The 25,395-nt window shown below is 63.9% G+C and carries 30 protein-coding genes; 15 read left to right on the plus strand and 15 right to left on the minus strand.

Translation table 11 applies throughout. The annotated features are described in order from the left end of the window. Positions 1–70: 70 nt before the first annotated feature. Positions 71–1,783 (plus strand): glutamate--tRNA ligase, encoded by a 1,713-nt coding sequence (locus AUR66_RS08880; protein ID WP_058572087.1) that lies wholly within the window; start codon positions 71–73, stop codon positions 1,781–1,783. Between the two features lie 96 nt (positions 1,784–1,879). Next, a complete protein-coding gene (locus AUR66_RS08885; RefSeq protein WP_058572088.1) occupies positions 1,880–2,509 on the plus strand; it encodes a cyclase family protein in 630 nt (209 codons plus the stop codon). A 278-nt stretch (positions 2,510–2,787) separates the two neighbouring features. Here the strand turns inward: AUR66_RS08885 and AUR66_RS08890 are convergent, their stop codons facing one another. After that, a complete protein-coding gene (locus tag AUR66_RS08890) occupies positions 2,788–3,267 on the minus strand; it encodes a DUF456 domain-containing protein (RefSeq protein ID WP_058572089.1) in 480 nt (159 codons plus the stop codon). A 102-nt stretch (positions 3,268–3,369) separates the two neighbouring features. On the opposite strand from AUR66_RS08890, the gene AUR66_RS08895 reads away from it, so the two are divergent. The 6 genes from AUR66_RS08895 (at position 3,370) to AUR66_RS08920 (ending at position 9,383) form a co-directional block, all read left to right on the plus strand. After that, positions 3,370–3,699, plus strand: coding sequence for a 4Fe-4S dicluster domain-containing protein (locus tag AUR66_RS08895; RefSeq protein ID WP_058572090.1), 330 nt, complete (start codon positions 3,370–3,372; stop codon positions 3,697–3,699). A gap of 138 nt (positions 3,700–3,837) precedes the next feature. Beyond that, entirely contained in the window at positions 3,838–4,713 is an 876-nt protein-coding gene (locus AUR66_RS08900) for an electron transfer flavoprotein subunit beta/FixA family protein (protein ID WP_058572091.1), read from the plus strand. Between the two features lie 2 nt (positions 4,714–4,715). Further along, complete coding sequence (locus AUR66_RS08905; RefSeq protein WP_058572092.1) at positions 4,716–6,410, plus strand: electron transfer flavoprotein subunit alpha/FixB family protein; 1,695 nt, start codon at positions 4,716–4,718, stop codon at positions 6,408–6,410. Continuing rightward, complete coding sequence (locus AUR66_RS08910) at positions 6,407–8,071, plus strand: FAD-dependent monooxygenase (protein WP_058572093.1); 1,665 nt, start codon at positions 6,407–6,409, stop codon at positions 8,069–8,071. The genes AUR66_RS08905 and AUR66_RS08910 overlap by 4 nt, the downstream gene beginning before the upstream one ends. Before the next feature lie 4 nt (positions 8,072–8,075). Continuing rightward, entirely contained in the window at positions 8,076–8,516 is a 441-nt protein-coding gene (locus AUR66_RS08915; protein ID WP_058572094.1) for a hypothetical protein, read from the plus strand. A gap of 132 nt (positions 8,517–8,648) precedes the next feature. Continuing rightward, positions 8,649–9,383 carry a GNAT family N-acetyltransferase gene (locus tag AUR66_RS08920; RefSeq protein WP_058572095.1) on the plus strand — a complete coding sequence of 245 codons (735 nt, stop codon included), beginning with the start codon at positions 8,649–8,651 and terminating at the stop codon, positions 9,381–9,383. 9 nt (positions 9,384–9,392) lie between these two features. Here the strand turns inward: AUR66_RS08920 and AUR66_RS21870 are convergent, their stop codons facing one another. Both AUR66_RS21870 and tmcA read right to left on the minus strand, forming a co-directional pair. Then, the gene (locus AUR66_RS21870; RefSeq protein WP_197409716.1) at positions 9,393–9,557 is read right to left on the minus strand and encodes a hypothetical protein; all 165 of its coding nucleotides are present in this window, start codon (positions 9,555–9,557) and stop codon (positions 9,393–9,395) included. 60 nt (positions 9,558–9,617) lie between these two features. After that, the gene (gene tmcA, locus AUR66_RS08925; protein WP_058572096.1) at positions 9,618–11,930 is read right to left on the minus strand and encodes a tRNA(Met) cytidine acetyltransferase TmcA; all 2,313 of its coding nucleotides are present in this window, start codon (positions 11,928–11,930) and stop codon (positions 9,618–9,620) included. A 339-nt stretch (positions 11,931–12,269) separates the two neighbouring features. Between tmcA and rpl7ae the strand changes: the two genes are divergently transcribed. The 5 genes from rpl7ae (at position 12,270) to AUR66_RS08950 (ending at position 14,309) form a co-directional block, all read left to right on the plus strand. Next, positions 12,270–12,632, plus strand: coding sequence for a 50S ribosomal protein L7Ae (rpl7ae, locus tag AUR66_RS08930; protein WP_058572097.1), 363 nt, complete (start codon positions 12,270–12,272; stop codon positions 12,630–12,632). Positions 12,633–12,638: 6 nt separating this feature from the next. After that, positions 12,639–12,863 carry a 30S ribosomal protein S28e gene (locus tag AUR66_RS08935; RefSeq protein WP_004060228.1) on the plus strand — a complete coding sequence of 75 codons (225 nt, stop codon included), beginning with the start codon at positions 12,639–12,641 and terminating at the stop codon, positions 12,861–12,863. Between the two features lie 2 nt (positions 12,864–12,865). Beyond that, on the plus strand, positions 12,866–13,069 hold the full coding sequence (locus tag AUR66_RS08940; protein WP_058572098.1) for a 50S ribosomal protein L24e: 204 nt from the start codon (positions 12,866–12,868) through the stop codon (positions 13,067–13,069). Then, positions 13,069–13,533, plus strand: coding sequence for a nucleoside-diphosphate kinase (gene ndk / locus AUR66_RS08945; RefSeq protein ID WP_058572099.1), 465 nt, complete (start codon positions 13,069–13,071; stop codon positions 13,531–13,533). Before AUR66_RS08940 ends, ndk begins: the two co-directional genes overlap by 1 nt. 230 nt (positions 13,534–13,763) lie before the next feature. Beyond that, the gene (locus AUR66_RS08950; protein WP_058572100.1) at positions 13,764–14,309 is read left to right on the plus strand and encodes a hypothetical protein; all 546 of its coding nucleotides are present in this window, start codon (positions 13,764–13,766) and stop codon (positions 14,307–14,309) included. A gap of 70 nt (positions 14,310–14,379) precedes the next feature. On the opposite strand, the gene AUR66_RS08955 is transcribed toward AUR66_RS08950, so the two are convergent. The 9 genes from AUR66_RS08955 to AUR66_RS08995 all read right to left on the minus strand — a co-directional run bounded on the left by AUR66_RS08955 (position 14,380) and on the right by AUR66_RS08995 (position 21,939). Next, a complete protein-coding gene (locus AUR66_RS08955) occupies positions 14,380–15,558 on the minus strand; it encodes a plastocyanin/azurin family copper-binding protein (RefSeq protein WP_157533043.1) in 1,179 nt (392 codons plus the stop codon). Positions 15,559–15,738: 180 nt separating this feature from the next. Next, positions 15,739–16,812, minus strand: a complete 1,074-nt coding sequence (locus tag AUR66_RS08960; protein WP_058572102.1) for a methionine synthase — start codon at positions 16,810–16,812, stop codon at positions 15,739–15,741. After that, positions 16,809–17,816, minus strand: a complete 1,008-nt coding sequence (locus tag AUR66_RS08965) for a 5-methyltetrahydropteroyltriglutamate--homocysteine methyltransferase (RefSeq protein ID WP_058572103.1) — start codon at positions 17,814–17,816, stop codon at positions 16,809–16,811. The genes AUR66_RS08960 and AUR66_RS08965 overlap by 4 nt, the downstream gene beginning before the upstream one ends. 59 nt (positions 17,817–17,875) lie before the next feature. Then, positions 17,876–18,472 carry a HemK2/MTQ2 family protein methyltransferase gene (locus AUR66_RS08970; RefSeq protein WP_058572104.1) on the minus strand — a complete coding sequence of 199 codons (597 nt, stop codon included), beginning with the start codon at positions 18,470–18,472 and terminating at the stop codon, positions 17,876–17,878. Further along, positions 18,469–19,671: a mechanosensitive ion channel family protein gene (locus tag AUR66_RS08975; protein WP_058572105.1), complete on the minus strand. Its 1,203-nt coding sequence runs from the start codon at positions 19,669–19,671 to the stop codon at positions 18,469–18,471. The genes AUR66_RS08970 and AUR66_RS08975 overlap by 4 nt, the downstream gene beginning before the upstream one ends. A gap of 66 nt (positions 19,672–19,737) precedes the next feature. Then, positions 19,738–20,601 carry a 16S ribosomal RNA methyltransferase A gene (locus AUR66_RS08980; RefSeq protein WP_058572106.1) on the minus strand — a complete coding sequence of 288 codons (864 nt, stop codon included), beginning with the start codon at positions 20,599–20,601 and terminating at the stop codon, positions 19,738–19,740. Between the two features lie 43 nt (positions 20,602–20,644). Continuing rightward, positions 20,645–21,235 carry a DUF655 domain-containing protein gene (locus AUR66_RS08985; protein WP_058572107.1) on the minus strand — a complete coding sequence of 197 codons (591 nt, stop codon included), beginning with the start codon at positions 21,233–21,235 and terminating at the stop codon, positions 20,645–20,647. Between the two features lie 53 nt (positions 21,236–21,288). Further along, complete coding sequence (locus tag AUR66_RS08990; RefSeq protein ID WP_058572108.1) at positions 21,289–21,645, minus strand: RNA polymerase Rpb4 family protein; 357 nt, start codon at positions 21,643–21,645, stop codon at positions 21,289–21,291. Between the two features lie 3 nt (positions 21,646–21,648). Continuing rightward, positions 21,649–21,939: a 50S ribosomal protein L21e gene (locus AUR66_RS08995; RefSeq protein WP_058572115.1), complete on the minus strand. Its 291-nt coding sequence runs from the start codon at positions 21,937–21,939 to the stop codon at positions 21,649–21,651. Positions 21,940–22,062: 123 nt separating this feature from the next. Here AUR66_RS08995 and AUR66_RS09000 point away from each other — a divergent pair, with 123 nt between their 5' ends. Both AUR66_RS09000 and AUR66_RS09005 read left to right on the plus strand, forming a co-directional pair. Further along, the gene (locus AUR66_RS09000; protein ID WP_058572109.1) at positions 22,063–23,223 is read left to right on the plus strand and encodes a cystathionine gamma-synthase; all 1,161 of its coding nucleotides are present in this window, start codon (positions 22,063–22,065) and stop codon (positions 23,221–23,223) included. 118 nt (positions 23,224–23,341) lie between these two features. Further along, positions 23,342–23,599 (plus strand): hypothetical protein, encoded by a 258-nt coding sequence (locus AUR66_RS09005; protein ID WP_058572110.1) that lies wholly within the window; start codon positions 23,342–23,344, stop codon positions 23,597–23,599. 64 nt (positions 23,600–23,663) lie between these two features. On the opposite strand, the gene AUR66_RS09010 is transcribed toward AUR66_RS09005, so the two are convergent. From AUR66_RS09010 to AUR66_RS09020, 3 genes are all read right to left on the minus strand, one after another. Further along, positions 23,664–23,930, minus strand: coding sequence for an elongation factor 1-beta (locus AUR66_RS09010; RefSeq protein ID WP_058572111.1), 267 nt, complete (start codon positions 23,928–23,930; stop codon positions 23,664–23,666). 2 nt (positions 23,931–23,932) lie between these two features. Further along, positions 23,933–24,112: an HVO_2753 family zinc finger protein gene (locus AUR66_RS09015; RefSeq protein WP_004042997.1), complete on the minus strand. Its 180-nt coding sequence runs from the start codon at positions 24,110–24,112 to the stop codon at positions 23,933–23,935. 84 nt (positions 24,113–24,196) lie between these two features. Then, complete coding sequence (locus AUR66_RS09020; RefSeq protein WP_231727815.1) at positions 24,197–25,378, minus strand: tripartite tricarboxylate transporter permease; 1,182 nt, start codon at positions 25,376–25,378, stop codon at positions 24,197–24,199. Positions 25,379–25,395: the final 17 nt, after the last annotated feature.

Raw genomic sequence — 25,395 nt, forward strand, 5'->3', positions numbered from 1 at the left:
CCCTGCCCGCGCGAGGACCCTTCCCCGCAATCCGGGCCTGTTTTTAGGCGCGCCGCGGAATCGGACGGTAATGGACGACGAGCTTCGAGAACGCGTCGAGCGAGAAGCGGAGAAACACGCACTCCTCAACGCGGTCAAACACGACAGCGACGCCGACGTGGGCGCCATCATGGGCCCACTGATGGGCGAGAACCCCGAGTTCCGACAGCACGGCGGCGAGATTCCCGGACTCATCGGTCCCGTCGTCGCCGAAGTCAACCAACTCTCGGCGGGCGAAAAGCGCGACCGACTGGAGGAACTCGCGCCCGAGGAACTCGCGGAGATGGAAGCAGAAGACGAGGAAGACGACTCACTCCTTCCCGACCTTCCCAACGTCGAAGACTACGACGAAGTTCGGATGCGCGCCGCGCCGAACCCCAACGGCCCGTGGCACCTCGGCCACGCCCGTATGCCCGCCGTCATCGGGACGTACAAAGACATGTACGACGGGTCGTTCATCGTCCGGTTCGACGACACCGACCCGGAGACGAAGCGTCCCGACCTGAGCGCGTACGACGCCATCCTCGAAGATATCGACTATCTCGGGTTCGACCCCGACGACGTGATTCGCGCCTCGGACCGCGTCGAGACGTACTACGACCACGCCCGCGAACTCATCGAGATGGGCGGCGCGTACACCTGTTCGTGTTCCGGTGAGGAGTTCTCGAACCTCAAGAACAACGCCAAGCCGTGCCCCCACCGCGACAAGGACCCGGAGACGACGCTCGAAGAGTTCGAGGACATGGTCGCCGGCGAGTACACCTCCGGCGAGATGGTCCTCCGCGTCAAGACCGACATCGAACACAAGAACCCCGCCCTGCGCGACTGGGTCGCCTTCCGCATGATAGACACGCCGCACCCACGGCCAGAGGCCGAAGACTATCGGGCGTGGCCCATGCTCGACTTCCAGTCCGGCGTCGACGACCACCTCACGGGCGTCACGCACATCATCCGCGGCATCGACCTGCAAGACTCCGCGAAGCGCCAGCGGTTCGTCTACGACTACTTCGGCTGGGACTACCCCGAGGTCATCCACTGGGGCCACGTCCAGGTCGACGAGTACGACGTGAAGATGTCCACGTCGAGCATCAAGGAACTCATCGACGCGGGCGAACTCGACGGCTGGGACGACCCGCGCGTGCCGACCATCAAGAGCCTCCGCCGCCGCGGTATCCGCGGACAGGCAATCGTCGACGCGATGGTCGGACTCGGCACGTCCACCTCGAACGTCGACCTCTCGATGTCCAGTATCTACGCGAACAACCGTGACCTCGTCGACGACGAGACGGACCGCTACTTCCTCGTTCGAGATGGACGAGAGTTCGCCGTCGAAGGCGGCCCCGACGTCGCTCACCCGCCACTCCACCCGAGTTTCGAAGAGCGCGGCACCCGCGACATCCCGGTCGGTGACAGCGTCCTCCTCGAATCCGGCGACGTGCCCGCCGAGGGTGAACGTGTCTGGCTGAAAGGCTTCGGCGCAGTCCGCCGCGAGGACGACACACTCGTCGCCACCGGCGACGACCTCGACGTCGTCCGCGAGGGCGACGTGGCCGTGATTCACTGGGCACCCGCAGACGGCGTCTCGGTCCGTATGCGCACGATGGATGGCGACGTGCTCGGTGTCGCCGAACCCGACTTCGGCGACGTCCCCGTGGGCGAACTCGTCCAGTTCGAGCGCGTCGGGTTCGTCCGCGTGGACACGACGGACCACGACGAGACGCTCGTCTACTTCGCGCACAAGTAAGCTGACCACGTCGTGGGGGCCTCGCGCCCCGCACCTCTCGCACGAACTCACCGCTCCACGAACACTCGTTTTACCGACGCCCACGTAGGGCACGTCGTGACCCTCGTAGACCTCACTCGTCGCGTCGAGTCCGGGATGCCGACGTACCCCGGCGACCCACCCGTCTCGGTCGAATCGCACGCGGACTTCGACGCGGACAGCTATCGCGTCTCTCGTCTCCACCTCGGGACCCACACTGGCACTCACGTCGATGCACCGGCACACACCGAGGCGGACGGTGCGACGCTCGACTCGTACTCCGTCGAGGACCTCCGATTCACCGCCCGAGTGGTCGATTGCCGCGACGTGGGTGCGAACGGCCTCGTCACCCCGGACGCCATACCCAACGAACTGCATTCCGACGTGGATTGTCTCGTCTTCCGAACCGGGTGGGAAGACGACTGGGGAACCGACCAGATGGCCGACCATCCGGCGCTCGCACCGGAGACGGGGCGACTGTGCGCCGACCATGGATTCTCACTCGGTATCGACGCACTCAGTCCCGACCCGACTGCCGGCGACGGCAGAATCCCTGTTCATCACGCCGTACTCGGGGCTGGCAATCTCATCGTGGAGAACCTCCGCGGGTTGGAGGCTCTCCCGACCGACCACTCGTTCGACTTCCTCGTGATGCCACTTCGGGTCGACGCCGACGGTGCGCCGGCGCGAGTCGTCGCCGAGGTGTGAATACAGGGGAGCACAGCCATCGTGCAGGTTGCCCAGAACGTCGTGGGAGAGCGAATTCTGGTGTCCAGAACGCATAAGTCCGACATTGCCCATTGTTAACATGGGTGAAAGTGGATGAGATATCGAACCGCTCGATTCGTCTCGCGAAACTGGTGGGTGTTGTTGTTCGTGGCGCTGCTGCTGCTCGCACTGTCAGTCGGTGTCGTCGACGGCGTCGCGGCGTAGAACCGCACGCGACACACTGAGTCGGGGTGTGACGGTCGAACGGGTGTCGTCGCCTACAGCACCACGACGACGACGAACCCGACGAGCATCGAGAGCGTGAGGAGGACTTGCACAACGGACGACGCGAGAACACCGACCGTCGCGTAGAGGGCGCGCCGCCCGCTCTCTTCGGCGTCTTCGTGTTCGAGGTACTCGATGACGAAGACGGTTCCAGCGACGCCGATGAACATCCCCAACGGGCCGAGGACGAACAGGAGGACGAACCCAGCCACACCCGCGATGAGCGCCGTGCGACTCGATGCTCCACCGACGCGAGCGGCGATGACTCCGGCACCGTAGTCGGTGGCGATTGCCACGAAACCGACGAGTAAGAGGCTAAACAGGCCGAGGAGCCCAGGGTCCGTGAACCCGGTCGACCACCAGTAGACGAGGACGCCACCGACAGAGAGCACCGCGCCAGGGAGCAACGGGAGGACGCTCCCGACGACGCCGAGGACGAGGAGGACGAGTGCGACCCAGAAGAACAGGTCCATGCCCACTCGTTGCACCCCAGAGGTAATCACCGCATCGAGAATTCTCGGACCGGGATTCGGGGCATGATTTATTGTCTCGTCAACGGAATGGTAACAAGAATCATGCCAATTGACCCGTCCTTCGAAGAGAACCGAGAACGCGTCGACGATGGGAGTGGTGTTGCGGTCTGGGGCCCTACCGACCCACCAGAGAAACTCGGTATCCACGGGACGCACGTCGCCGTCGACTTCGACATCTGTCTCGCCGACGGTGCGTGCCTCGAAGACTGCCCGGTGGACGTATTCACGTGGGTCGACACACCCGGCCACCCCGAATCGGACATCAAAGCCGAACCGACACACGAAGACCAGTGTATCGACTGTATGCTCTGTGTCGACGTCTGCCCAGTCGACGCCATCGACGTCGACCCGGGGCGCGCCGGACGCATCTAGTCGACGCGACTACTCGGTCGTTGGTTCCTCTGCGGCCATTTGCCCGACTCGAGAGCAACAGCCCTCGCTGACTTTCCAACGGGGTAGCACAAAAGATTATTATGAATATGAGCTAGCATTAAGGAGAGAGTGTTCTCAATGCACACGGTGGTACTTACCAAAGGGGTCCCTGACTTTCGAGAGGGACAGGTATCGTTCGACGAAGACGGGCATCTCGAACGCGGCAAGACGCCCACAGTGATGAACCCGAACGACCAGTTCGCACTGGAAGCGGCGCTTCAGACGCGGGTTCGACACGGTGGCAACGTCAGCGTGATGAGCATGGGTCCACCGGGATACAAGGAAGTCCTCCAAGAGGCGATGGAGTCGGTGTACGCCGACGACCTGTATCTCGTCTCGGACCGCGAGATGGCGGCGGCGGACACGTGGGCGACGGCGATTACGCTCAGTGCCGCTATCGAGAATCTCGACGAGATGCCGGATATCATCTTTGCGGGGTTCAAGACGGCAGACGGGGAGACGGGCCACACCGGCCCCCAGGCGAACTGGTGTCTCGACATGCCACTCGTGACGCACGTCATCTCGCTCGATATCGACGAGGAGGAACGCACGTTGCGAGCGAAGCGCCTCGTCGAAGGCGACATCGAAGAGATAGAGACTGTGGAGGTGTCGCTGCCGGCGTTCGTCGTCACCGACCCCGAGTTCGTCCCGTCGTATCGCTCGGCAGGGGAGCGACTGACTCTGAAGGACCTCCGGGCGGCGACGACGGAGCGAGCACCCGACTACGAGGACTACCTCACGGTGTGGGACCACGCCGACATCAACGTCGACCCGGACTACATCGGCCTCGACGGGTCGCCGACCATCGTCTCGTCTGTCGACCCGATTCCGAAGGCACCGGCAGAGCGCGAGGCGACGATGGTCGAACCGGAAGACGTCGATGGAATGCAAGAAGTGCTGGAGGCGATGCAGTCGGCAGTGGGTGGCGACGCCGCGGCCGCGGAGGGTGACTGACCATGACTGACTTCGACCCGGGCGAGTACGAGATTTCGGAACTCGGCCCAGCCCTCAAAGATATCGAAGACGTCGGCGAGTTAGAGGAGATTCTCCAGAAAGAACACCGCGGCCAGAACCGCGACCCGGTCATCGCACTCATCGAGAGTCGCATCGAGAAGTTCTCTGAAGACGAAGAGGAACCCGCAGACGCAGGAAGCCTCGACCTCGCGTCGATGAGTACCGCAGACGTGGGGAACGCCCTCCAGAACATCGACGAGGTAGACGAACTCGAAGCGCTCCTCGAAGCGGAAGAAGCGGGTGAGGACCGCGGGGCAGTCAAGCGACTCATCAACAAGCGCATCGACTCCGTGCAGGGAAGCGACGAGGAGGTCATGGTCGACGAAGCGGACGAACGGACCGCCGAAGAGCGACATCCTGACCTCGACCACCCGACGCGCGACAAGCGCCACGTCCGGTCGCTCCACGGCGGCGTCTACGAGGACATGTGGGTCTACTGCGAGACGCAGGCCGGCGAACTCGTCGACGTGTCGAAAGAGATGCTCGGGAAAGCCCGCGAACTGATGGACCAGTACAACGACGACTACGACGCCGACGAACGCGTCGTCGCCGTCCTCATCGGGTCGGACGTGTCGAAACACGTGGACGACGTTATCGCCTACGGGGCGGACGTGGTCGTCGTCCGCGAAGACGACCGACTCGAACGCTTCCAGCACAAGCCCTACACCGAGATATTCTGCGATATGGCCCGCGCCGGGGCAACCCACAACCGCGGCGAAGTGGTGGACGGCCGAGACGAAGAGTGGCGCGACTACGACAAACCGCGGTACACCCTCTTCCCAGCGACGAACAACGGCCGTGACCTCTCGGCGCTGGTGCAGGCCGAACTCGACTCTGGCCTCGCCAGCGACTGTTCGGGCCTGTACATCGAAAATCAGGTCATCTCGAACCCGGTCAAGACCGGTGTCGCCGGCGAGAAGAAGGAGTTCGAGCGCGTCTTACACATGAAGCGTCCCGACTTCTCCGGGTTCGAGTATTCGACGATTCTGTGTCTCGACAACCCGCGACGCGAGTTCCACCCACAGGGTGGGTCTGTCATCCCGGGAAGTTTCGACATCCCCGAGGCCGACCCAGAGCGTGAGGGCATCGTCGTCGAACACGACGCACCCCTCGACGACGACTGGTTCCGCGTCTCCGTGACCGAGTGGGACCAGCTAGACGAGGGTATCGACCTGACTGGCCACGAGGTCATCGTGGCCTTCGGCCGTGGTATCGGTGACAACCCGACGAAAGGCGTCGAACTGGTGTTGGAACTCGCAGACCAGTTCGAAGACGCCGAAGTCGGCGTCACGCGTGGTATCGTCACCGGGTCGTTCCAGTTCGACGGTCACGTCGAGCAGTACACCCACGAAGACAGACAAATCGGCGAGACTGGACAGGTCGTCGCGCCCAAACTGTACATCGCGGCGGGTATCTCCGGCGCGATACAGCACAAGGTCGGCGTGGACGAGTCGGACACGATTATCGCCATCAACACCGACCCCGACGCGCGCATCCGCGACTTCTCCGACTACTTCATCGAAGGCGACCTGTTCGAGGTGCTCCCGCGACTGACAGAGGCGTTGAAACAAGGACGGTTCGAGGCGGCGGTGGCCAGCGACGGAGGCGTCGCAGGCGAACGAGGTGACTCACAATGAGCGACTACGAACACTACGAAGCACTCGTCGTCGGGGCAGGCCCCGGTGGTGCGGCGGCAGCAGCGACGTTCGCGAACTACGGCATCGAGACACTCGTCCTCGAACGCGGGGCCGAAGCCGGGTCGAAGAACGTCTCTGGTGGTCTCATCTACGCGGAGGAATCTGCGCCCTACACCATCGACGACCTCTTCCCCGGATTCCGCGAGGAGGCGTCGGAACGGCCGATTACGAAGTACCGAATCCACAACCTCGCCGGCGACAAGGTGGAGTCGTTCGACCTGACGAAACTCCACGAACACGACACTGAGTGGTCTGACTCCGTCCTCCGACGGAAGATGGACTCGTGGCTCGAAGACCGCGTCCACGAACGCACGCGCGAGACAGGCGGGGGACTGTTGACCGGCGTCCACGTCACCGGCCTGCTCCGCGAAGAGGGCAAAATCGTCGGCGTCGAGACGGACGAACTCGACCCGATTACGGCCGACGTCATCGTCGCCGCCGACGGGGTAAACTCCGAACTCGCCCGTGACGCGGGGTTGATGGACTGGGACGAACCAGAAGAGTGGTTCCAGGGCGTCAAAGCCGTCGTCGACATGCCGAACGACGTCATCGCCGACCGCTTCGACGTGGGCGAGGACGAAGGCGCGGCCCACCTGTTCTCCGGCGACCTGTTCCAGGGCGTTCGCGGTGGCGGGTTCCTCTACACGAACCGCGACACGCTGTCGCTGGGGACCGTCTTCCACCTCGACAGCCTCGTGGCCGAACAGGCCGAACCGCACGAACTCCTCGACGCCATGTTGACCCACCCACTCCTCGCGCAGTGGTTGGGCGACGACTACACGGAACTGGAGTACAGCGCGAAACTCGTCCCCGACTCGAAGAAGGTGGCACTGCGCGAACCGCACTTCGGCCGCCTCCTCGTCGTCGGCGACGCCGCCGGCCAGATGCAAGCACAAGGCCCCATCATCAAGGGGATGAACCACGCCGTCACCGCGGGTGCACTCGCGGCCGAGGCGTACGCGCAGGCGAAGTCCCGGAACGAACCCGAGAAAGCGGGGACGCGCTACGCGCACTTGCTTCGGAGCGAAGGCGTGATGCAGAAACTCCGCCCACGCGGGTACGAGATGTTCCGCGGCGTCACCGAAGACGACGGAGTCACCGACATCGTCGAAAGCGTCCTCACGTCGTTCGTGGGGCGCGCCGGCATCCGAGCGCTGTCCGGGCAACTCGAACGCCTCTACAACGTCCCGGCACTCTCGTCGATGATTCCGGACACGCAGACGCCGTACGTCACGCTCCCGACGGTCATCGCAGAGGAACTCGGGACGCCGGTCCGTGAGACCAGTTCCGTCACCCCGCCGAGTCTCGAAGAACGCATCGGCGACCTGACCTACGACACCGACATCGGGAACCCGCACATCACAGTGCTCGACAACTCTTGGGAGGCAAGTGGTGCTGCCGTGGCGGCCTGTCCCGTCTCTGCGGTGGACTTCGGTGGTGGCTGTTACCGCGAAGAACTCGTGCGGACGAACGGGTCCGAAGAACGTGTCGTCAGCCTCGACACGCAACCGTGCGTGGAGTGCGGCACGTGCGCCGTCGTCGCCGATACCGAGTGGACGCACCCGCGCGGCGACAAGGGTGTCGAGTTCAAGTGGGGATGATATCGTGACTGGGGACACAGTACAGTCGGCGCGAGACGGCGACGAGCGTCGACCAGAGGGCCGTGAACGCGACCCAGAACACGTCCGGTTCGGCGAACGGGTTCGGAGTCTCGCCGCCGAGGCCCGGCAGGCCCGAGAGCGATTCGACCCTCCGGACGAATCCGCGGCAGACGAGCGAGCGCTGGCGTGCGCCCGCGACGGCGTCGGACCCGCAGTCTCGCTCTACATCGAAGCGCGAACTGGCGGGCGCATGGTCGAGTTCACCCGCGAGGAGTTCCGACTCCTCCACCGCGCGCTCAACGACTGGTTGACGCTGTACGCCCGGTGTTACGGCGTCGAACTCGACGCCGACTTCACCATTCGTGAGGCGGCGGAGGTGCTTCTCAGGACGCACAACGTCCGCGACACGGCCCAACTCTTGACCTGCGTGCCCGCACGGTACTGAGGCTCTCGCTCCACCTCCGCGGAGTCGCTCGATTTTCGCTGAACACCGGATTCCGGCGTCGGCGAACCGAACCAGAACTTCTCTCAATTCATCACGAACAACAATTATTAACCATGCCTGTGATTGTGTACCATGGAAGTCACTGACAGTCTTAACTTCGGTCACAAGGACCGCAAGGACATCTACGAATACATCGAACGTCACGGCACCGTCAGAGAAGACGAGGTACGGCGCGCGCTCAACTTCGACCCGGCGGCCCTCGGTGCGCACCTGACGATTCTGCGACGAGACGGCTACATCCGAAAGGTCGGAAAGCACGTCGAGGTGGCGTACGCGCCAGAGAAAGAACAGACAGTCGAACTCGGCGACCTGGAGGTGACGATTCGGATGGCACAGAACGTCGACTTAGAGAGCCTCGTCGAGGCCATCCACGAAGTCGCCGACGAAGGGCGCTACATCGAAGCCGAGACAGTCGCCGACGTCCTCGACCACGAAGAAGTCGTCCTCCGACACAACGAGGTCAGTTCCCGGATGGTGTTCGTCGGCACCGTCGAAGAGGAACTCGCGGGATGGGTCCACCTCGACCTGCCCGAAGCAGAGAAACTGAGTCACACGGCCGTCCTCACCGTCGGCACCCGACCCGAGTACCGCGGCCACGGCATCGGGAGTCGCCTCCTCGAACAGGGCGTCGAGTGGGCACGCGACCACGGATTCGAGAAACTGTACAACAGCGTCCCCGCGACCAACGAGACGGCAATCGAGTTCCTCGAAGGCCACGGGTGGGAGACAGAAGCGGTCCGCGAGGACCACTACAAGATAGACGGCGAGTACGTCGACGAAGTGATGATGGCCGTCTCGCTCCGGTGAACCGCTGCCTTACGACCAGTCCTTTTCTGCGCCATCGAGTGGTTCAGCGACGACGCCGTCCTGTTGTACGAGCGCCCGTCCGTGTGCCGTACAGACGTCTCTGTCTGCGTCCCACGGGATGTAGAGTCTGACCGCGGCGACGTTCTCACACCCGTCTTGGCTACACTCGGCCATAGTCGACCATCGTCGCCGACGACTATCGGTGTACCGCCGGGGAGTCTCGCCCGCTGTGACCTACTGATACCGTTCGCGTTCGTCGTGCGCCACCTCGCCGCCGTACTCGTCGACCAGTGGTTCGTAGGCGTCCCCGAGAGCGCGCATACACTGCGCAGTCGAGTGAAAGTCGAGTTCGTCGGCGACGGCGGACCACGGATGGGTCTGCAACACCTTCCGGACGAGTAGACGCTCCTCCCGGTCGGAGAGCGAGACACGCTCAGGGGAGGTCAGGTGCGCGAGCGCGAGGCGACGGAACGCACCCGGTGCCGTCGTGTACAGACCGGGGCCGTAGGATGCCCCAACCACGACGCGCCACTCGTAGTCAGAGAGCAGTGGTTCGTCGTCCGCGTCGCCGGGTCCTCCTTCCGAAGAGTGCCCGACAGAGGCGAGTGCTGCGCGCGCGACGTCCGGGTCCAAATCGGAGAGTGCGTCGCCGAGTACGTCGCCGATGCGCTGGACGAACCACGCGGCGTGTCTGTCGTGGAGGGTGTGCCCCGCTGGCGAGAGTGGGAGCAACATCAGTGCGGAGTATTCGCCGCTCGTGTCGTTCCGGGTGGTCGAGAGGTGGACAGTCCCGTAGTCGTTCTCGCGCCAGAACGAGAGGAGTTCGGGCGTCGCACCGAACCCGACGCCGAGGTAGTCCACGTCGCCGTCGAACTCGTCACGAATCGCCGAAAGTAGGTGCGACCCGAGTCCAGACGACCGGACGACGTGGTGTGTCGCGATGCGCATCACGCGATAGCCGACCGGGACGCCGGCGTCCTCGTCACGGAGTTGACTCGTGAACACGTCGGGCAGCATGTTCCCGCGAATTCGACCGCCGTCGTACATGTGGCGGCGCGTTTCGGCGTCGAGGTTACCCTCGCGGGCGAGCAAGGCGACAGAGACGATGCGGTCCTCGTAAGTCAGCGCCCGGAGCGTTAGGTTTGGCGCGTCGAGGAGGCGGGCCAAGTCGTCTGGTTCGGTCCGGTAGTGAGCGAGGACGAGCAGACCGAACGCCTCTCGCATGAGGTGTTCGTCGGCGAGGAGTTCGTCCGGCGTGAGCGTCCTGTACTCCACGTTGTGTGGGGTCGCCTCGGTGATCAACTGGGCGACTGGAGGACGAGCATCGAGCAAGAGCGCCCTGAACGTCCACGACTCTACTGGGTCGCCGGCGGCGTACCGAATCGGGTCGTCGAGTCGCACGTCGGTGACCTCGTGGTCGGAGTCGTCGAGTCGGTCCCGGAACCTGACGGCGAATCCGCGTCCGGCGCCTTCGTACCCGCGGACAGTGGTACAGAACGCGACCGAGGGCGCGTCGAGGAACGACGTGAGGAGTCGAACCGGGAGCGCGGCAGCCTCGTCGACGACGAGGGCGTCGGCATCTGCTGCTGCAGCCCCCGCCTCGGTGGGTGGAACGTATCGGACGCGACCCCCACGCGACGACGAGAGGTCGAACTCGTCGGCACTCCCGGTGTCGTACAGGTCGAGTTCTCTGAGGAGTCGCTCGGTGCGGACGAACACTTCGGCGGCGTTGCGTCGGCCGGGAGCGGTGACGACCACGTCGCGTCCCTCGGCGGCGAGACTCCCGGCGGCGAGGCCCGCCGCACTGGACTTTCCGCGCCCGCGGTCCGCTTCGACGACGACGGCGTTTCCGGGTTCGGCGAGTGCTTCGAGCGCTTCGAGTGCATCGGCTTGGTCGGCGGTGAGACAGTCTTCGTAGCCACGGCGTGGGAATCGCCGCTCTCTCGGGACGGTCGGAAGCGACGTGTCGAACGTGATTCCTTGTCTGTACGCGCCGTCTCGTTCGACGGTGCCGGTGTCGAGGTCCACGAGTGCGATGCCGGGGTGGTCGCGGAGCGTCGAGACGAGTCGGCCACGGAAGCGGTCGCTCACGTCTGCGGTGGTAAACGGTGGGACGGCGAGACGCTCGTCGAACGAGTCACGGCGCGCGACCCACTCGTCGGGGGGCGGCGTGAGGAGGACGAGGAGGCCGCCGCCGTCGACAGCGCCGGCGACGCGTCCGAGCGTGTTGGCCGAGAAGTCCTCGTGGGCGTCGAGGACGACGATAGTGCGCGTGGTCCCGAGGAGGCGTGACGCCTGTCGCGGTTCGACGCGGTCGAATCGGAACCCTTCGCGGGTCGTGACGAACGTCACTTCGTCGTCCGGAACGTCCGCTCCGCGAACGACGTCGAACGCGGCGTCGATACCGGCGTCTCTGTCACCGGCGAAGACGAGGAGTCGGCGCTGGTCGCTGTCCATCGCCTCGTCGCGGCGAGTGGCCGCGAGTGACTCCACGTCCAGCGTTTCGGCGTCGTCGCCGGACGGAGTGTCCTCCCCGGAACTGGTCATACCCCTCGTTTCCCAGCGAGCGTATTCACTTCCTTCGGTCGGGTCGCCCCGGGAGTGACGCGACTCGTGGGGGCCTGGTCTGATTTTTCGGGGAAATTTGCATCATTCTTCACCGAATTTCTCGCGGCCGAGAACGCCGATTCCTGGGGCGTGCGGACGCGTACCACGCCGTCGAGATTTTGAAAGCGCTTTTATGGGGTCCGAAGCAAGGAATGGTTACAGCCTGTCCGGGGTTGATGAACCTCCTCGCCGTAGGGATTGTGCCCACCGGTCGATTCCGACCGACTGGTGACGCCGGCGAGGGAGTCGAGCCCGCGAGCAGGATTTAGGTGAACAACAATGGCAGTCTACGTAGATTTCGACGTACCGGCCGACCTCGCTGACAGCGCCGTCGAGGCGCTCGAGGTCGCCCGAGATACCGGCATCGTGAAGAAAGGAACCAACGAAACGACCAAGTCCATCGAGCGCGGCAACGCCCAGCTCGTCCTCATCGCGGAGGACGTCTCCCCCGAGGAGATCGTCATGCACCTCCCCGAACTCGCAGACGAGAAGGGCATCCCGTTCATCTTCGTCGAGACCCAAGACGACATCGGCCACGCCGCTGGTCTCGAAGTCGGCAGCGCCGCTGCCGCCATCGTCGACGCTGGCGAAGCGTCCGACGATGTCGAAGACATCGCGACTAAGGTCGAGGACCTTCGATAACCGACCATGAGCGCGGACGAACAAGCCAGCGACTCGACGCCTGCGGAAGTCATCGAAGTCGTTGGAAAGACTGGGATGCACGGCGAGGCCATGCAGGTCAAATGCCGCATCCGTGAGGGCTCCAACAAGGGCCGTATCATCACGCGAAACGTGCTGGGTCCTGTCCGCGAGGGCGACATCCTTCAGCTCCGCGAGACCCAGCGTGACGCCGACTCCATTGGAGGGCAATAACGATGGTCGAGAAACGAACCTGCGACTACAGCGGTGAAGAGATCGAACCCGGAACGGGTACGATGTACGTCAAGGTCGACGGAACCATCCTCCACTTCAAGAACTCGAAGGCCGAGAAGAACTACTTCCTCGGTCGCGAGGCCCGTGACCTCGAGTGGACGGAAGCCGGCCGACGCGCACGTGGTCGTGCGGAGGAGGACAACTGATGTCCGACGCCGAGCGTACCTTCGTGATGGTCAAGCCGGACGGCGTCCAGCGTGGCCTCATCGGCGACATCGTCTCCCGCTTCGAAGAGCGTGGTCTGAAGATGGTCGGCGGCAAGTTCATGCAGATTAGCGAGGAACTCGCCCACGAACACTACGGCGAGCACGAAGGCAAGCCGTTCTTCGAGGGCCTCGTCGACTTCATCACGTCCGGTCCCGTCTTCGCGATGGTCTGGGAAGGACAGGACGCGACGCGTCAGGTCCGCCGTATGATGGGCGAGACCGACCCCGCCGAGTCCGCCCCCGGTACCATCCGCGGCGACTACGGTCTCGACCTCGGTCGGAACGTCATCCACGGCTCCGACAACGAGGACGAGGGCGCAAACGAGCGCGAAATCGACCTGTTCTTCGACGAAGACGAACTGGTCGACTACGAGCGCATCGACGAGACCTGGCTCTACGAGTAAGTTCTCGTCTCGATTTTCCACGTTTTCTCCCGACAGAGCGACGGCCATCTTCGGTGGTCGCCGCTCGTCCGCGCTCTTCACCGAGACGAGGGTTCTGTCCTCGACTCGGTGTGGGTCGTGATATCATCGGCCCCTCTTCGGTTGGGTGCGGCGACGACACCCTCTACAGGTCGTGACCGTCAGGTCTGGCGCAAATAATCGCTTTGCTCGTCGCCGGCCAAAGAGAGGACATGGTGGAACTGGAACTCGTCCTCATCACGCTCTTGGTGATGTTCTTCGTGGGCGCGGTTGCGATGCTCGGGGCGACGGCAGTCGCCGCGTGGGTGACTGCACGACTCGCGACGAACGCCTTGGCGCTCGCTCGACCGGTCGTCCTCGGTCCGACCGACATCCGTGACGTCGAACTCAAGGTCGCAGGGTTGCGCGCCCTCGACCACGTCGATTCCGGCGTCGTCACTGCCGTCGTACCGGAACGACGACGGGGGAAACACGGGTTCTCACGCCTCTCGCTGAACGATGGCGTCAGATTCGACCTCGCACTCGCGACGCCCGACGACAGGAGAGCACGCCTCTGGGTACCGTTTCCGAACCAACTGACCGGTGATTCGCGACTCGAACGAGTCGCCGCGGCGTGTGGCGTCTTCCCCGACGAGATATCGGACGCAGTGGGGACCGAACTCCCACTCGTCCGGGGGGCGGACGGTACGTGGCGCGTCGATACGTACCGAACGTCTACGGGCCACACTGAGCAGGCGTTCGAAACTGAGCGAGCGTAGTACAGGACAGCACAGGGTAGTCCAGTTCAGTTCGCGACTGACTCTTGGAAAAATAGAGCGGTGTGTTCGCTCAGGCGCTCTCGTCTTCGTCGTCTTCGTCGTCTCCACCACCGCGGTGGTCGCTGACCACGTCGTCCCACGAGACGGACCCTTCGTCGACGATGGTCTGCGGGTCGAGTGCTGCAGAGTCCAATGCTGCTGCTGCACTCGGGACGTTCGGGTCGAGACCACCGAGGATGGACGCCAGGTTGTTCTCCTCGGTCGGTGGCCGACCGGTGTCTTCCATGGCCTCTCCGTCCATCTGACCATCCGTTTCGTCCCCACTCTCTGTGGGTGTCGTGGTCTCGTCGCTAGACGCCGTCGTCGTGGCGTTCGTCTCCTCACCGCCGTCTGCAGTCGTCGTGGACTCCTCGTCCATCTCGTCGTCACCGTCGTCTGTGGACTCAGTTCCGTCACCCACGACGACGCGCATCACCATACCGAACGGTTCGTGCGGCGGACAGTAAGCGTCGTACACGCCCTCCGTCTCGAACTGATAGAGCCAGTATCCGCCGACGGGCACGAGCGGCGACGAAATCGGCCCCACTCCGTCCGGGACGAGGTTCTGTCTCCCGTGGCGTGGGTGGTACGCCGCGAAGGCGTGGTCAGGCGTCTCGGCACTGAAGAGGACCACGTCCCCGGGTTCGACTGCCAGCCCCGCCGGTTGGAAGTGGAACGCCGTCGTCTCGGCGAGGGCCGTTGCAATCTCTTCGACGGTCAGCGTCACTTCTTCGCCCGCCGGCGTCTGCGCCGTGACCTCCAACTCAGGGTCGTCTAGTTCGTCTGTGTCGACCATCCCGTCTGTGACGGCGGCGTTGATGCTCTCGATAGTCTCGTCGTCGAGGACGCCCGGTGCGGTGAACGGGAACAATTCTTCCGGGAGGTCGATGTGCATCTCGACTTCGTGGGCCGGTTGCACGTCGAACGACTCGAAGCAGTCCTCACTCGCGTCCCCCATACAGGGGTTCGGTCCTGCGGATGCGAGCCCGAATATCGGGTCTAGTCCGTCCATCTGAGAGTCGTCGTCACTGTCTCCGTCGTCCTGTGGCGTCCCCTCTTGTCCGTCTTCGTCACTCTGTGCGACAGTCGTCCCTGCCCCCATTCCGAGGAGGACTGCCGAGGCCCCTGCGGCACGCAGGACACTCCGCCGTGCCACCGGGAACCACTGTTGCTCGTCGCTCGATTCACCCGCTGCTGGTGTGTTTGTCACTGTCTCCCACCCCAGTAGAGAGACGACGTGTTTCGGCATAAAATCGAGCAGATTTCTATATAGACGACAATCTCATCCCGTTGAACAGTAGGACGAAGAGACACGAACGGAACGCCTTCAGGAACGAGAAGAGAGAGAACCGAGCGCCCAGAGTGTGCCGTCGAGGCGCGGCCAGACGGGTCAGTCGGCCGACTGGACCGGGGCGTCGAGGTCGATTTCGCCAGCGTCGAGTTCTGCTTCGACCTCACGGGCGGCCGTGACCATGTTCTCCATCTTCTGGTAGGCCACCTCGCGGGGCAGGAGTTTCACGCCGCAGTCGGGAGAGATTGTGAGTTTCTCCGGCGGGACGACCTTCAGACCCTGTTTGATGTTCTCTTTGATCTCTTCGACCGACTCGACTTCTGCGTCGTGGACGTCCACGACGCCGAGGGCGAGGTCAGGTTCGAACTCGGGGTCGGTGAACACGTCTATCTGCTCGTAGCCTCCGTTGCAGAGTTCCACGTCGAACTCGTCGATTGGGTAGTCGTTGAGTTCGGGGTAGATGCGCGAGTAGTCGCCGTAACAGACGTGCAGGCCGATGCGAACGTCGTCCGGAACACCCGAGACGATGCGTTCGAGACACTCACCGACGATGGCGTGGTCGTCTGGCGTCGTCGCCAGCGCGGGTTCGTCGATTTGGATGTACGTCGCGCCCGCCTCGACGAGTTGCTCGATTTCCTCGTTGACGAGGTCGGCCAGCGCGTACGCGAGTTCTGCTTCGGAGTCGTAGTGCTCGTTGAACGACCAACTGGCGAGGGTGTACGGGCCGGTGATGGGCACCTTGACCGGCTTGGAGGCCACGTCACGGGTGAACTCGAACTCGTCGACAAGCCACGGTTCGTCGTACTCGACTTCGCCGACGACAGAGGGCTTGTCGAAGTAGTTGTGGCCCCAGACCTTCACTGGGCCGTTGAACTCGTAGCCGGGGATGCGGTGGGCGAAGTACTCGACCATCTCCTCGCGGCGCATCTCGCCGTCGACGACGGTGTCGAGGCCGGAACGCTCGTGTTCGTTCGTGATGACGCGACAGGCGTCGTCGTGGGCCTCGTGGAGGTGTTCCTGGGTGAACTTGGAGTCGGGGTCCTCTGCGAGGTCGTTCGCGCGGTTGAGCCACTTGGGCTTCGGGTACGACCCGACGACGGTGGTGAGCAGGAAGTGCTCGTTCTCGTGGTTCTCGGGACGGAACTGCTCGCGGTTCTCGACACCTCGGCTCATGCTTCCACCTCCAGTTCCTCTTCGGTAGCAGCAGCGAGGGCGCTGAGTTTCTCCGTGGCGCGGTTCTCCGGCAGGTAGAACAGTTCGGTGTTAGAGGTCACGTACGCGGTGTCGAACGTCTTGTTCTGTACGCGGTCGAGCGTCCACTCGACGCGTTCGCGGACCGTCTCGGGGTCTTCGACCAGCGTGTTCTGGCCGTCGACGAGACCGAGTGCGATGCTGTCTTTCGTGCCGTACTCGTTGATGTTGTAGAACGTCTGGTCGCGGTCACCGGCGACGAAGTCGAAGCCGATTGCGTCCACGTCGGCGTCCATCAGGTGGGCGTAGACTTTCTCTTCGAGCGACCCCCAGTAGGTGTGAACGACCACGTTCGCGTCCGTCGCGTCGGCCACGGCGGAGATGGCTTCGGGGACCTGCGCGTCGATGTCGTCGCCTGGCGGCGACTCGACGAGGGAAGGTTCGAGGAGGAACAGCGTCTCGTGTTCCGGGAAGGCGTCGACTTCACCGGCGAGGAACTCGCCGATGGCGTCGAGGAAGTCCGCTTCGTCGCCGTAGTGCTCGTCGGTGGCGAGGTCGGCGAGGGAGTACGGGCCGGGGAGGACGGCCTGCAGCGATTCGTCGCCGAGGAGGTCAGTCGTCTTGTCGAGTTCGGCGGCCACGTCGCCGGAGAACGTCAATTCGCCGCGGACCTGCGGGTCGCGGTAGAAGTTGTTGTTGTCGTAGTAGCGGACGATGCCGCCGGTCTCGACGTTCTCGTGCACCGTCAGCGGGTGCGCGAGCATGTCGTCCCAGCGGAGTTGCCCTTCGACGATGTGGTCGAGGCCAGCGTCGACCTGCTCGGAGACGACTTCCTCGCGGGCGCGGTCGTAGGCGCTCACGATGTCCGGGCCCTCGTCGCCGGAGATGAGGTCGTGCTTCTGGTGGCCTTTGAGGTCGGAGAGGTCTTGTTTCGCCCAATCCGGGAGGGGATACAGCCCCGGTGTCGTCGAGACGAGTTCAGTCATCACTCGCCGCTAAGAAATGACGGCGTATAATATTTCCTGTATGGACAAATGCGCCACAGTTATTTTAGGGCGAGAACCGAGAGCGTCTCGTAGGGGTACGACTCCTGGACGACGACGTCGTGGCCGAATCCGTTCGCCTCGGCCCGAGCGAGTACCTCGTCGTACCCAGTGAGACTGCTCACGAGGAGGAGTACCTCACCGTCTGGTTTGAGGACCCGACCGACCGTGTCGAGGAAGGGGTCGATGATTTCTCGGCCGTCTTCTCCGCCGGTGAGTGCGACTTCCATCCAGTCGTCGCGTGCCGCTTCGAGGTCCTCGGGGAGGTACGGTGGGTTGAACGCGACGGCGTCGAACGAGTCGTCGCAGAAGGGGTCGACGAGGTTCCCGCGAACGACGTCGAACCCGCGGTGACCGTCTTCGCGAAGGTTCGCCGAACGCTCGGCCGCCTGCGCGCACGCGTGCGGGTTCAGGTCGCTCGCGACCACGTCGGCGTCCGTCTTCTGGACGAGTTGGGAGGCAACCCATCCGGACCCCGTGCCGACTTCGAGGACGCGCCCCGAGACACGTCCGATAGCCGCCTGTGCGAGGAGTCCCGAATCTTCGGCCGGTTGGTAGACCGTGGTGTTCATCCCTCGTCGTTCTGCGAGGTCCGTCATCGGTCGCCCTCGCTCGATGTGCTCGAACTTCCATTGGTTTCAGGGATTCCTCGCGGTGATTCCTCAGTGAGCGGAATCGGCCCCGACTGGTCTCGCGACGAGAGTTCGCGCTGTGGGAACGGGATGGTGATATCTTCTTCCTCGAAGGCGTCTCGAACGGCCCCGATGACCGCAGTCTGTGCCTTCCACTTTCGGCGCGCACTCGGACGGTCTATCCACGGCCGCACGCCGAGGACGACGGCGGAGTCGTCGAACCGTTTGGCGACGATTTGCGGTTGCGGCACAGAGAGTGTCTCGTCGAGTTCCTCGACGGCCTCCTGTGCCACGGACGCCGCGTGGTCCAGGTCTGCCTCGTAGTCGACGCCGACTTCGATGTCGAGGCGGAGTCGACCCTTCCGACTCCGGTTGACGAGGCTCTCGGAACTCACCACGTCGTTCGGAATCATGACGTACTCACCGTCGAACGTCTGGATTCGGGTGTTCACGACCGTGATGTCGGTGACGATACCCTCGTGGTTTCCGACTTCGACCCAGTCGCCGATTTCGAAGGGGCGAGAGAACATCAAGACGAATCCCGCGATGAGGGCTCCGAGCGTTTGTCTGGCGGCCATCCCGACGACGATGCCGAGGAACCCTGCCCCGACGAGGATACCGCCGAGGTCCGCCTGCCAGATGCCGAGGATGACGACGAACGCGACGAGGTAGGTCGAAACCTGTGCCAGACGAAAGATAATCTCGCGCTGGTGGTCGGATATCTCCGGACGAGTGCTCGCAACCTCCTTGATGAGGCGCCCGAGGACGGTGGTCACTACGTACGCTCCTGCGAGGAACGCTGCCGAGAGACCAACCTGGACGAGTGTGTCGGTGCCGAGGCCGTACTGTTGGGAGAGCGTGGCGATGTCACCAGAACTCGACCAAATCAAGAACAGGAACGCCCCACCGAAGACGACGCCGACGAGGCGGAACAGCGTGACCGTGAGGTGCCAGAGGGCCGACGAGAACCCCTCGGTGTCGACGTCGTGCAGTCGCGCACCGAGTGCCCAGACGGCGACGATGGCGGCGATAGTGAGCACGCTCGCCACGAGGCGGAGTTCGACCGACGGCAGCAACGTCGCGAAATCTATCGGGACGACACTCTGGAGTGTGGTCGTCGTCGGTGCGTGAGTGGACACGGTTGAAGGAGGGAGTGGGGAGGACATGGGCAACGTCGTGGACAGAGATGGTTTAGGGGACATATTCGAGACGGACACGGGGAGTGACACGACTTACAAGCCGACGTCTGCGGCCAGTTGGGCGAGTTCGGCGAACTCGGTGGGTGCCATGTTTCCGGCACGTTTCCGAAGGACGTCTTCGTCCGCCGCCTCGACGACGGCGTCGGGGTCGGCCAATCCAGAGATGTGTGCCGTGTTTCGGATACCGTTGCGAATCGTCTTGCGGCGCTGGGTGAACAACGCCTTCACGAAGTCGAGGAAGAACTCCTCGTCGTCGACTTCGTAATCGGGTTCGCGCGGCGTTACACGGACGATAGCACTCTGGACCGCCGGTTGCGGGTCGAACGCTTCGCGCGGGACGATTTCACAGACGTGCACGTCGCCGTAGTGCTGGGCGCTCACCGAGAGTCGACCGTACTCGGACGTCCCCGACTCGGCGGCCATTCGCTCGCCGAACTCCTTTTGGAACATGAGCACGAGCGGTTTGCCGCGCGGAAGGAGACGGAACGCTATCTCCGAGGAGATGCCGTACGGGAGGTTCGAGACGCACGCCGTGAACTCGGGGAGGTCGACTGCCAGTGCGTCGCCGTCGACGACCGTGAGACGGCCGTCTTCGACTTCCTCGGTGAACTCGCGGCGCAGGTGCGCAGCGAACGTCTCGTCTTGTTCGACGACGGTCACGCGGTCGGCAACCTCCAGCAGTCGGTCGGTCAGGACGCCCGGACCGCCACCGATTTCGAGGACGTGGGACAGGTCTGTCCCCTCGGGGAGGTACGTCGGAATTCGGTCGACGACACGGTCGTCGACGAGGAAGTGCTGGTCTCGGTCTGGGTCACCGCGGACGCCTGCCCGGCGGATGAGTGCGTCCGGGTCGCGCGCGCCGGACGCACGGACCTGTTCGCTGCCGTCGCTCGTCATTGGCGGTCCTAACGCGTGAGTGCGGGTAAAAGTCCCGCTCCGCTTATTGGTCAGGTCGGACGAACGTCTTGTACTTCACGTCGTCGCCGTGGAGTTCTTCGAGGATGCGTTCGACGACGACTTCCTTCGGGTGGTGAAGCCCCGAGACGCGCTCTTGGAGGTCTTCGAACGATTCGAACGGACCGTAGCGCTTCCGCTCTTCGAGAATCTTGTCCCGGAGTTTCTTCCCGATGCCAGGGAGCAAGTTGAGTTGGTGCAGGCGAAGTGTGATGGGTTGCGCGTCGTTGTAGAAGTCGACGAAGCGCGCTTCGTCGGCGTCGACGATGTCTGCGACGACGTACTCTAACTCGGAGTCCGCCGTGTTCGAGAGGTCGCCGTAGGACAACTGTTCGACCTGCTTGACGATTTCGCGGTCTGCAACCGGTGACACGACGACGCGGTCACCGATGCTCACGTCTGCGTCTTCAGCCAGCGTCAACTCGAGGAGACGGAAGTTCGACTCGTCGAGCGCGTAAGCGATGGGGTCAGCGTCGAACCGTCGTCGCCCGTCGTCTTGACGCCCGTGCCGAAGCACGTCGAGCAAGACGGCGTACTCGGCCGTTGCGTCGGCGTCACCGCTCTCCGAAGCTGTCATGTCAGTAGATACGACGAGGCTCTATTTAAATAGTTGGCCGCGTGGTCGCCCGTTCAGACGTACTTGGCGACGACGTTGAGAATCTCGTCGAGTTCGTCGCCAGAGAGTGCGTACCGTTGCTGGGCGAACACCGCACGCAGTTCGTCGCGGGACTCCGGCAGGAGGTCCGCGATTTTGATTGCGGTGGGGCCGTCTACTTTCTCGAGTTCGGCGAGCTCCTCGACGAGTTCGCGAGATTCCTCGGGGTCGAGGTGGGCGAACCGGTTGACGTGTTCGATTGCACGCGCCAGTTCGTAGCGCATCTCGCGCTCTTCGTCGGCAGCGCGTTCCGCCTCAACCTCGGCGAGGAGTTCTTTGACCTCAGACGTGGTCAGATACTCCTCGTCGAGCTTCTCTTTGAAGATGGTCATCGCTTACTTCTGGGCGCGCAGGTGAGCGGGCCGGACGATGACCAACTTCTCTTTGCCACCGTCGTTGATCTGGACCTTGAACGCACGGCCCTGCTTTCCGACGACCTCACCGGTGAGACCGTTGAAACGTGGGTGGAAGCGTCCCTCGCGCACGCTCGGGTCGAGGTTGAGGTGGACCTTCTGTCCGTCTTCGAATTCGGCGATAGAGCGCTGCGGCGGCGAAGTACCGCGCTCGCGCGGTTTGTTCGAGAGCTTTCCTCGCGTCCCCTTCATTGGACCATTGGAGCTCGGCATAGTCGTGAGAACGAGTACTTGCGTCGCCATTATAAATTGCACGTTACGAACCGCGCGTGTGTGTCTCCCGCGTGGTCGCGCGGGAGGGACGGACTTAACCCGAGCGGGCGCGGGGATTCGCGTATGTCTGAAGACGAGCGACGCATCGAGACGCGCGCCATCCACGCCGGCCAAGAACCCGACGAGGAGACGGGCGCGCTCATGACGCCTATCTACGCGAACTCGACGTACGCGCAGGACGGACCTGGCGACCACCGCGGGTACGAATACTCCCGAACGGGCAACCCGACACGAGCCGACCTCGAATCGAACCTCGCAGCGCTCGAAGGTGGGTCGTACGGTCGTGCGTTCTCCTCTGGGATGGGCGCAATCAACACCGTGCTCAACCTCCTCGAAGCGGGCGATCACGTCGTCGCCGGCAACGACGTGTACGGCGGTACCCACCGCATCTTCACGCAGGTCTACGAGAAGTACGACCTCGAGTTCGACTTCGTCGAGACGACGGACCACGATGCCGTCCGCGACGCCGTCCGCGACGAGACGGCGCTCGTGTGGGTCGAGACGCCGACGAACCCACTCATGCGCGTCAACGACATCGACGCCCTCGCAGACATCGCACACGACGTAGACGCGCTCTGTGCCGTCGACAACACCTTCGCGACGCCGTACCTCCAGCGCCCCCTCGAACACGGCGCGGACATCGTCTCGCACTCGCTGACGAAGTACCTCGGCGGCCACTCCGACATCGTCGGCGGCGCACTCGTCACCGACGACGCGGACCTCGACGAAGAGATAGGATTCTACCAGAACTCTGTCGGTGCGACACCGTCGCCGTTCGACTGTTTCCTCGTCCTCCGTGGGACGAAGACGCTCCCCGTGCGGATGGACCGCCACTGCGACAACGCCCGCGAACTCGCGGCCTGGCTAGACGACCACGAGGCCGTCGAGACGGTCCACTACCCCGGCCTCGACTCCCACCCACAGCACGAACTCGCGGCCGAACAGATGGACGACTTCGGCGGTATGCTCTCGTTCGAACTCGACGGCACGCTCGAACAGGCGTCGACCGTCGTCGAAGAGACAGCGGTGTTCACGCTCGCCGAGAGTCTCGGTGGCGTCGAGAGTCTCATCGAACAGCCTGCGGCGATGACGCACGCGGCCATCCCGCGCGAAGAGCGCCTCGAAGCGGGGCTCACCGACGGCCTCATCCGCGTCTCGGTCGGCATCGAGCACATCGACGACATGAAAGCCGACCTCCAGCAGGCCTTCTCTGCGGCGTTCTGAGCTCGTCTTCTCCTTACTCTCGCCTTCCGAAGAAAGTCGTCCGAGGCGACTAAATGGTCGTTTCCGACTTTTGGGAACCCGAGCAAGGATTATAGACTGTGACGATGAATCATTACATATGTCCCAAGAATCAGTGTCACTGAGCGCAGAGGCCATCCAGCAACAGACGCCCGCCGAACCAATCGACCACGTGATGGTCGATTCGGACGACCGCTCGGGGTCGAGTCACAGTGCAGAACAGTTCGGCATCGGACTCACTGCGGGGATCCTCCTCGGCGGTATCGCCGGCGTCATCGGCAACTCGCTCACACTCGGCGTGATGGTCGGTCTGATAATCGGGGTCGTCCTCGGCATCTACGTGATGGAACGCCGCTAGGGTAGCCGCCAACCAGCGCTGCCGCTCAGCGGGACGGGTGTTCTGGAAAAGGGTGGTCGGACAGTTAGATACGGCCGACGTTCTCGACGGAGACGGACTCGACGCCGTCGACTCCGGTGAACGCCTCTTCGACGGCCTCGGTGCCGCCAGCGTCGTCAGGGACGATGACCGTCGGCAGGAGTGCGACGAGGCCGAACGCGACGTCGTCGCGCTCGAAGCCCTTGATCTTCGCACCCTCGGGGAGGGAGTCTTCGAGCTTGTCCTCGAGGTCGTCGAGGTCCAGCTCGGGGCTGTTCGGCATGACCTTGATTTTAGCGGCTACTTTTCCCATGTTTATGGACCCATGAACCCGCAGTCGGGGCACTCGTAGAGGTTGCTCTGCTTGCGGCACTTGGAACAACGCGAAATTTCCTGGCCACAGTCGGGGCACTTGAACGTCGCGGCGCTCATGCCCGCGATGTTGATGCCACAGGACACACACTGGTGCGCGTGTCGCTGTTCGGACTCGCTCATACGTTGAACAAACCGGCGCGCGACTTTTAACCGTTGTCTTTCCGGGTTCCAGTGTGGGCAATCCGTGGTCCACGTCGACACAGGTCACCCGAGCGCAACCGGTGCCATGAGGACACTCATCAGGTGGACGCGACGGCATCCGAGGGACACTGGAACGGAGCCCACCAATGCGGCGACGACGAGGACAGCGACACCTCCCACGCCCGCGAACGCCCACGAGAGCACGACGAGAAAGACGCAGACGGCGGTCACCAGTCGTCGCTGGTCGAACCGACCGACGAGCAGCAACGCCCTGTCGCCGAGGAGTGGGACCAACATCGCGCCGACCATGCCGGCGACGACGGTCACCGGAACTGCGACCCAGAGACCGGACGGGAGGCCGGCGGCCGTGAGCGCGACGAGTGCGCCGGTTCTCGGGGTCCCCAGTCCGACCAACGCGAACAACGCGAACACTGTCGTCGCCGTCGTGGCCGCACTCGTCGCTGTGACGTACGCTCGCGCCGACTCGTCGGGGTCGCGTCCGGGGAGGACTGCGAGTGCGAGTGTCCCCGCAATCCCAGCGGAGACACCGGGGAGGTACCCGACGAACGCACCGCCGCCGGTTCCCGCAAGGACGCTCCGGACCACTGCCGTCGGTGTCGTGGCGAGCGTCCTGTCGCCCTGTGGTGGGACGCCCGCGCCATCGCGCGCATCGAGGAGGACTGGGACCCCGAACAGACCGGCCAAGAGCGGGGCCAGCACGCCGCCAACCGGAAGTGGGCCGGCAAATGGCCTGTCGAGAACGGCGAATCCCAACCCGGCAGCGGCGACCACAGTCACCGCTGCCGCGAGTCTCCCACGCAGTGTCGGTTCGGTCCAGACGAGCGCCAGAACGACGGCACCGAGGACGACCCACAGCGAGTCGCGGACGACTGGGTAGATACCGACCATCACCTCGGTAATCGGGAGTGCGAGTGGAACGGCGAGACAGAGTGCGGCACCGCTCCCGAGCGCAGACAGTCGCATCGCTTCGCGGCCTCTCCCGCCGAGGACGAGTCGGTGGCCCGGTAGCGCACCGGGTGCGAGCGCGGCGTCTGGAACGCCGAGTGCCAACGCGGGAACCACGTCGAGGAACGTGTGAACCGTGGCCGCAGCGAGGATGGCAGCGGCGATTGCTATCGGTGGCCCCGGGATGGTGGACGCGACGCTCGCCAGCAGGAGCGCGAACGCGTTGGCGTGGAGGCCGGGGACGAGGCCGGAACACGTCCCGAGGACGACACCCGCCACGACGCCAGCGACGACGG

The organism is Haloferax profundi (assembly GCF_001469865.1).
Classification (GTDB): Archaea; Halobacteriota; Halobacteria; order Halobacteriales; family Haloferacaceae; genus Haloferax; species Haloferax profundi.

What these genes read in the sequence shown, in the direction of transcription:
- AUR66_RS08950 (WP_058572100.1), top strand. Translation starts at nt 13,764, where the DNA reads ATGGTGGAACTGGAACTCGTCCTCATCACGCTCTTGGTGATGTTCTTC.
- AUR66_RS08980 (WP_058572106.1), bottom strand. Translation starts at nt 20,601, where the DNA reads ATGACGAGCGACGGCAGCGAACAGGTCCGTGCGTCCGGCGCGCGCGAC.
- AUR66_RS08990 (WP_058572108.1), bottom strand. Translation starts at nt 21,645, where the DNA reads ATGACCATCTTCAAAGAGAAGCTCGACGAGGAGTATCTGACCACGTCT.
- AUR66_RS08905 (WP_058572092.1), top strand. Translation starts at nt 4,716, where the DNA reads ATGACTGACTTCGACCCGGGCGAGTACGAGATTTCGGAACTCGGCCCA.
- AUR66_RS08995 (WP_058572115.1), bottom strand. Translation starts at nt 21,939, where the DNA reads ATGCCGAGCTCCAATGGTCCAATGAAGGGGACGCGAGGAAAGCTCTCG.
- AUR66_RS08920 (WP_058572095.1), top strand. Translation starts at nt 8,649, where the DNA reads ATGGAAGTCACTGACAGTCTTAACTTCGGTCACAAGGACCGCAAGGAC.
- AUR66_RS21870 (WP_197409716.1), bottom strand. Translation starts at nt 9,557, where the DNA reads ATGGCCGAGTGTAGCCAAGACGGGTGTGAGAACGTCGCCGCGGTCAGA.
- AUR66_RS08985 (WP_058572107.1), bottom strand. Translation starts at nt 21,235, where the DNA reads ATGACAGCTTCGGAGAGCGGTGACGCCGACGCAACGGCCGAGTACGCC.
- AUR66_RS09010 (WP_058572111.1), bottom strand. Translation starts at nt 23,930, where the DNA reads ATGGGAAAAGTAGCCGCTAAAATCAAGGTCATGCCGAACAGCCCCGAG.
- AUR66_RS08880 (WP_058572087.1), top strand. Translation starts at nt 71, where the DNA reads ATGGACGACGAGCTTCGAGAACGCGTCGAGCGAGAAGCGGAGAAACAC.
- rpl7ae (WP_058572097.1), top strand. Translation starts at nt 12,270, where the DNA reads ATGGCAGTCTACGTAGATTTCGACGTACCGGCCGACCTCGCTGACAGC.
- AUR66_RS08935 (WP_004060228.1), top strand. Translation starts at nt 12,639, where the DNA reads ATGAGCGCGGACGAACAAGCCAGCGACTCGACGCCTGCGGAAGTCATC.
- AUR66_RS09005 (WP_058572110.1), top strand. Translation starts at nt 23,342, where the DNA reads ATGTCCCAAGAATCAGTGTCACTGAGCGCAGAGGCCATCCAGCAACAG.
- tmcA (WP_058572096.1), bottom strand. Translation starts at nt 11,930, where the DNA reads ATGACCAGTTCCGGGGAGGACACTCCGTCCGGCGACGACGCCGAAACG.
- AUR66_RS09015 (WP_004042997.1), bottom strand. Translation starts at nt 24,112, where the DNA reads ATGAGCGAGTCCGAACAGCGACACGCGCACCAGTGTGTGTCCTGTGGC.
- AUR66_RS08890 (WP_058572089.1), bottom strand. Translation starts at nt 3,267, where the DNA reads ATGGACCTGTTCTTCTGGGTCGCACTCGTCCTCCTCGTCCTCGGCGTC.
- AUR66_RS08900 (WP_058572091.1), top strand. Translation starts at nt 3,838, where the DNA reads ATGCACACGGTGGTACTTACCAAAGGGGTCCCTGACTTTCGAGAGGGA.
- AUR66_RS08895 (WP_058572090.1), top strand. Translation starts at nt 3,370, where the DNA reads ATGCCAATTGACCCGTCCTTCGAAGAGAACCGAGAACGCGTCGACGAT.
- AUR66_RS08910 (WP_058572093.1), top strand. Translation starts at nt 6,407, where the DNA reads ATGAGCGACTACGAACACTACGAAGCACTCGTCGTCGGGGCAGGCCCC.
- AUR66_RS08970 (WP_058572104.1), bottom strand. Translation starts at nt 18,472, where the DNA reads ATGACGGACCTCGCAGAACGACGAGGGATGAACACCACGGTCTACCAA.
- AUR66_RS08965 (WP_058572103.1), bottom strand. Translation starts at nt 17,816, where the DNA reads ATGACTGAACTCGTCTCGACGACACCGGGGCTGTATCCCCTCCCGGAT.
- AUR66_RS08960 (WP_058572102.1), bottom strand. Translation starts at nt 16,812, where the DNA reads ATGAGCCGAGGTGTCGAGAACCGCGAGCAGTTCCGTCCCGAGAACCAC.
- AUR66_RS09000 (WP_058572109.1), top strand. Translation starts at nt 22,063, where the DNA reads ATGTCTGAAGACGAGCGACGCATCGAGACGCGCGCCATCCACGCCGGC.
- ndk (WP_058572099.1), top strand. Translation starts at nt 13,069, where the DNA reads ATGTCCGACGCCGAGCGTACCTTCGTGATGGTCAAGCCGGACGGCGTC.
- AUR66_RS08975 (WP_058572105.1), bottom strand. Translation starts at nt 19,671, where the DNA reads ATGTCCTCCCCACTCCCTCCTTCAACCGTGTCCACTCACGCACCGACG.
- AUR66_RS08940 (WP_058572098.1), top strand. Translation starts at nt 12,866, where the DNA reads ATGGTCGAGAAACGAACCTGCGACTACAGCGGTGAAGAGATCGAACCC.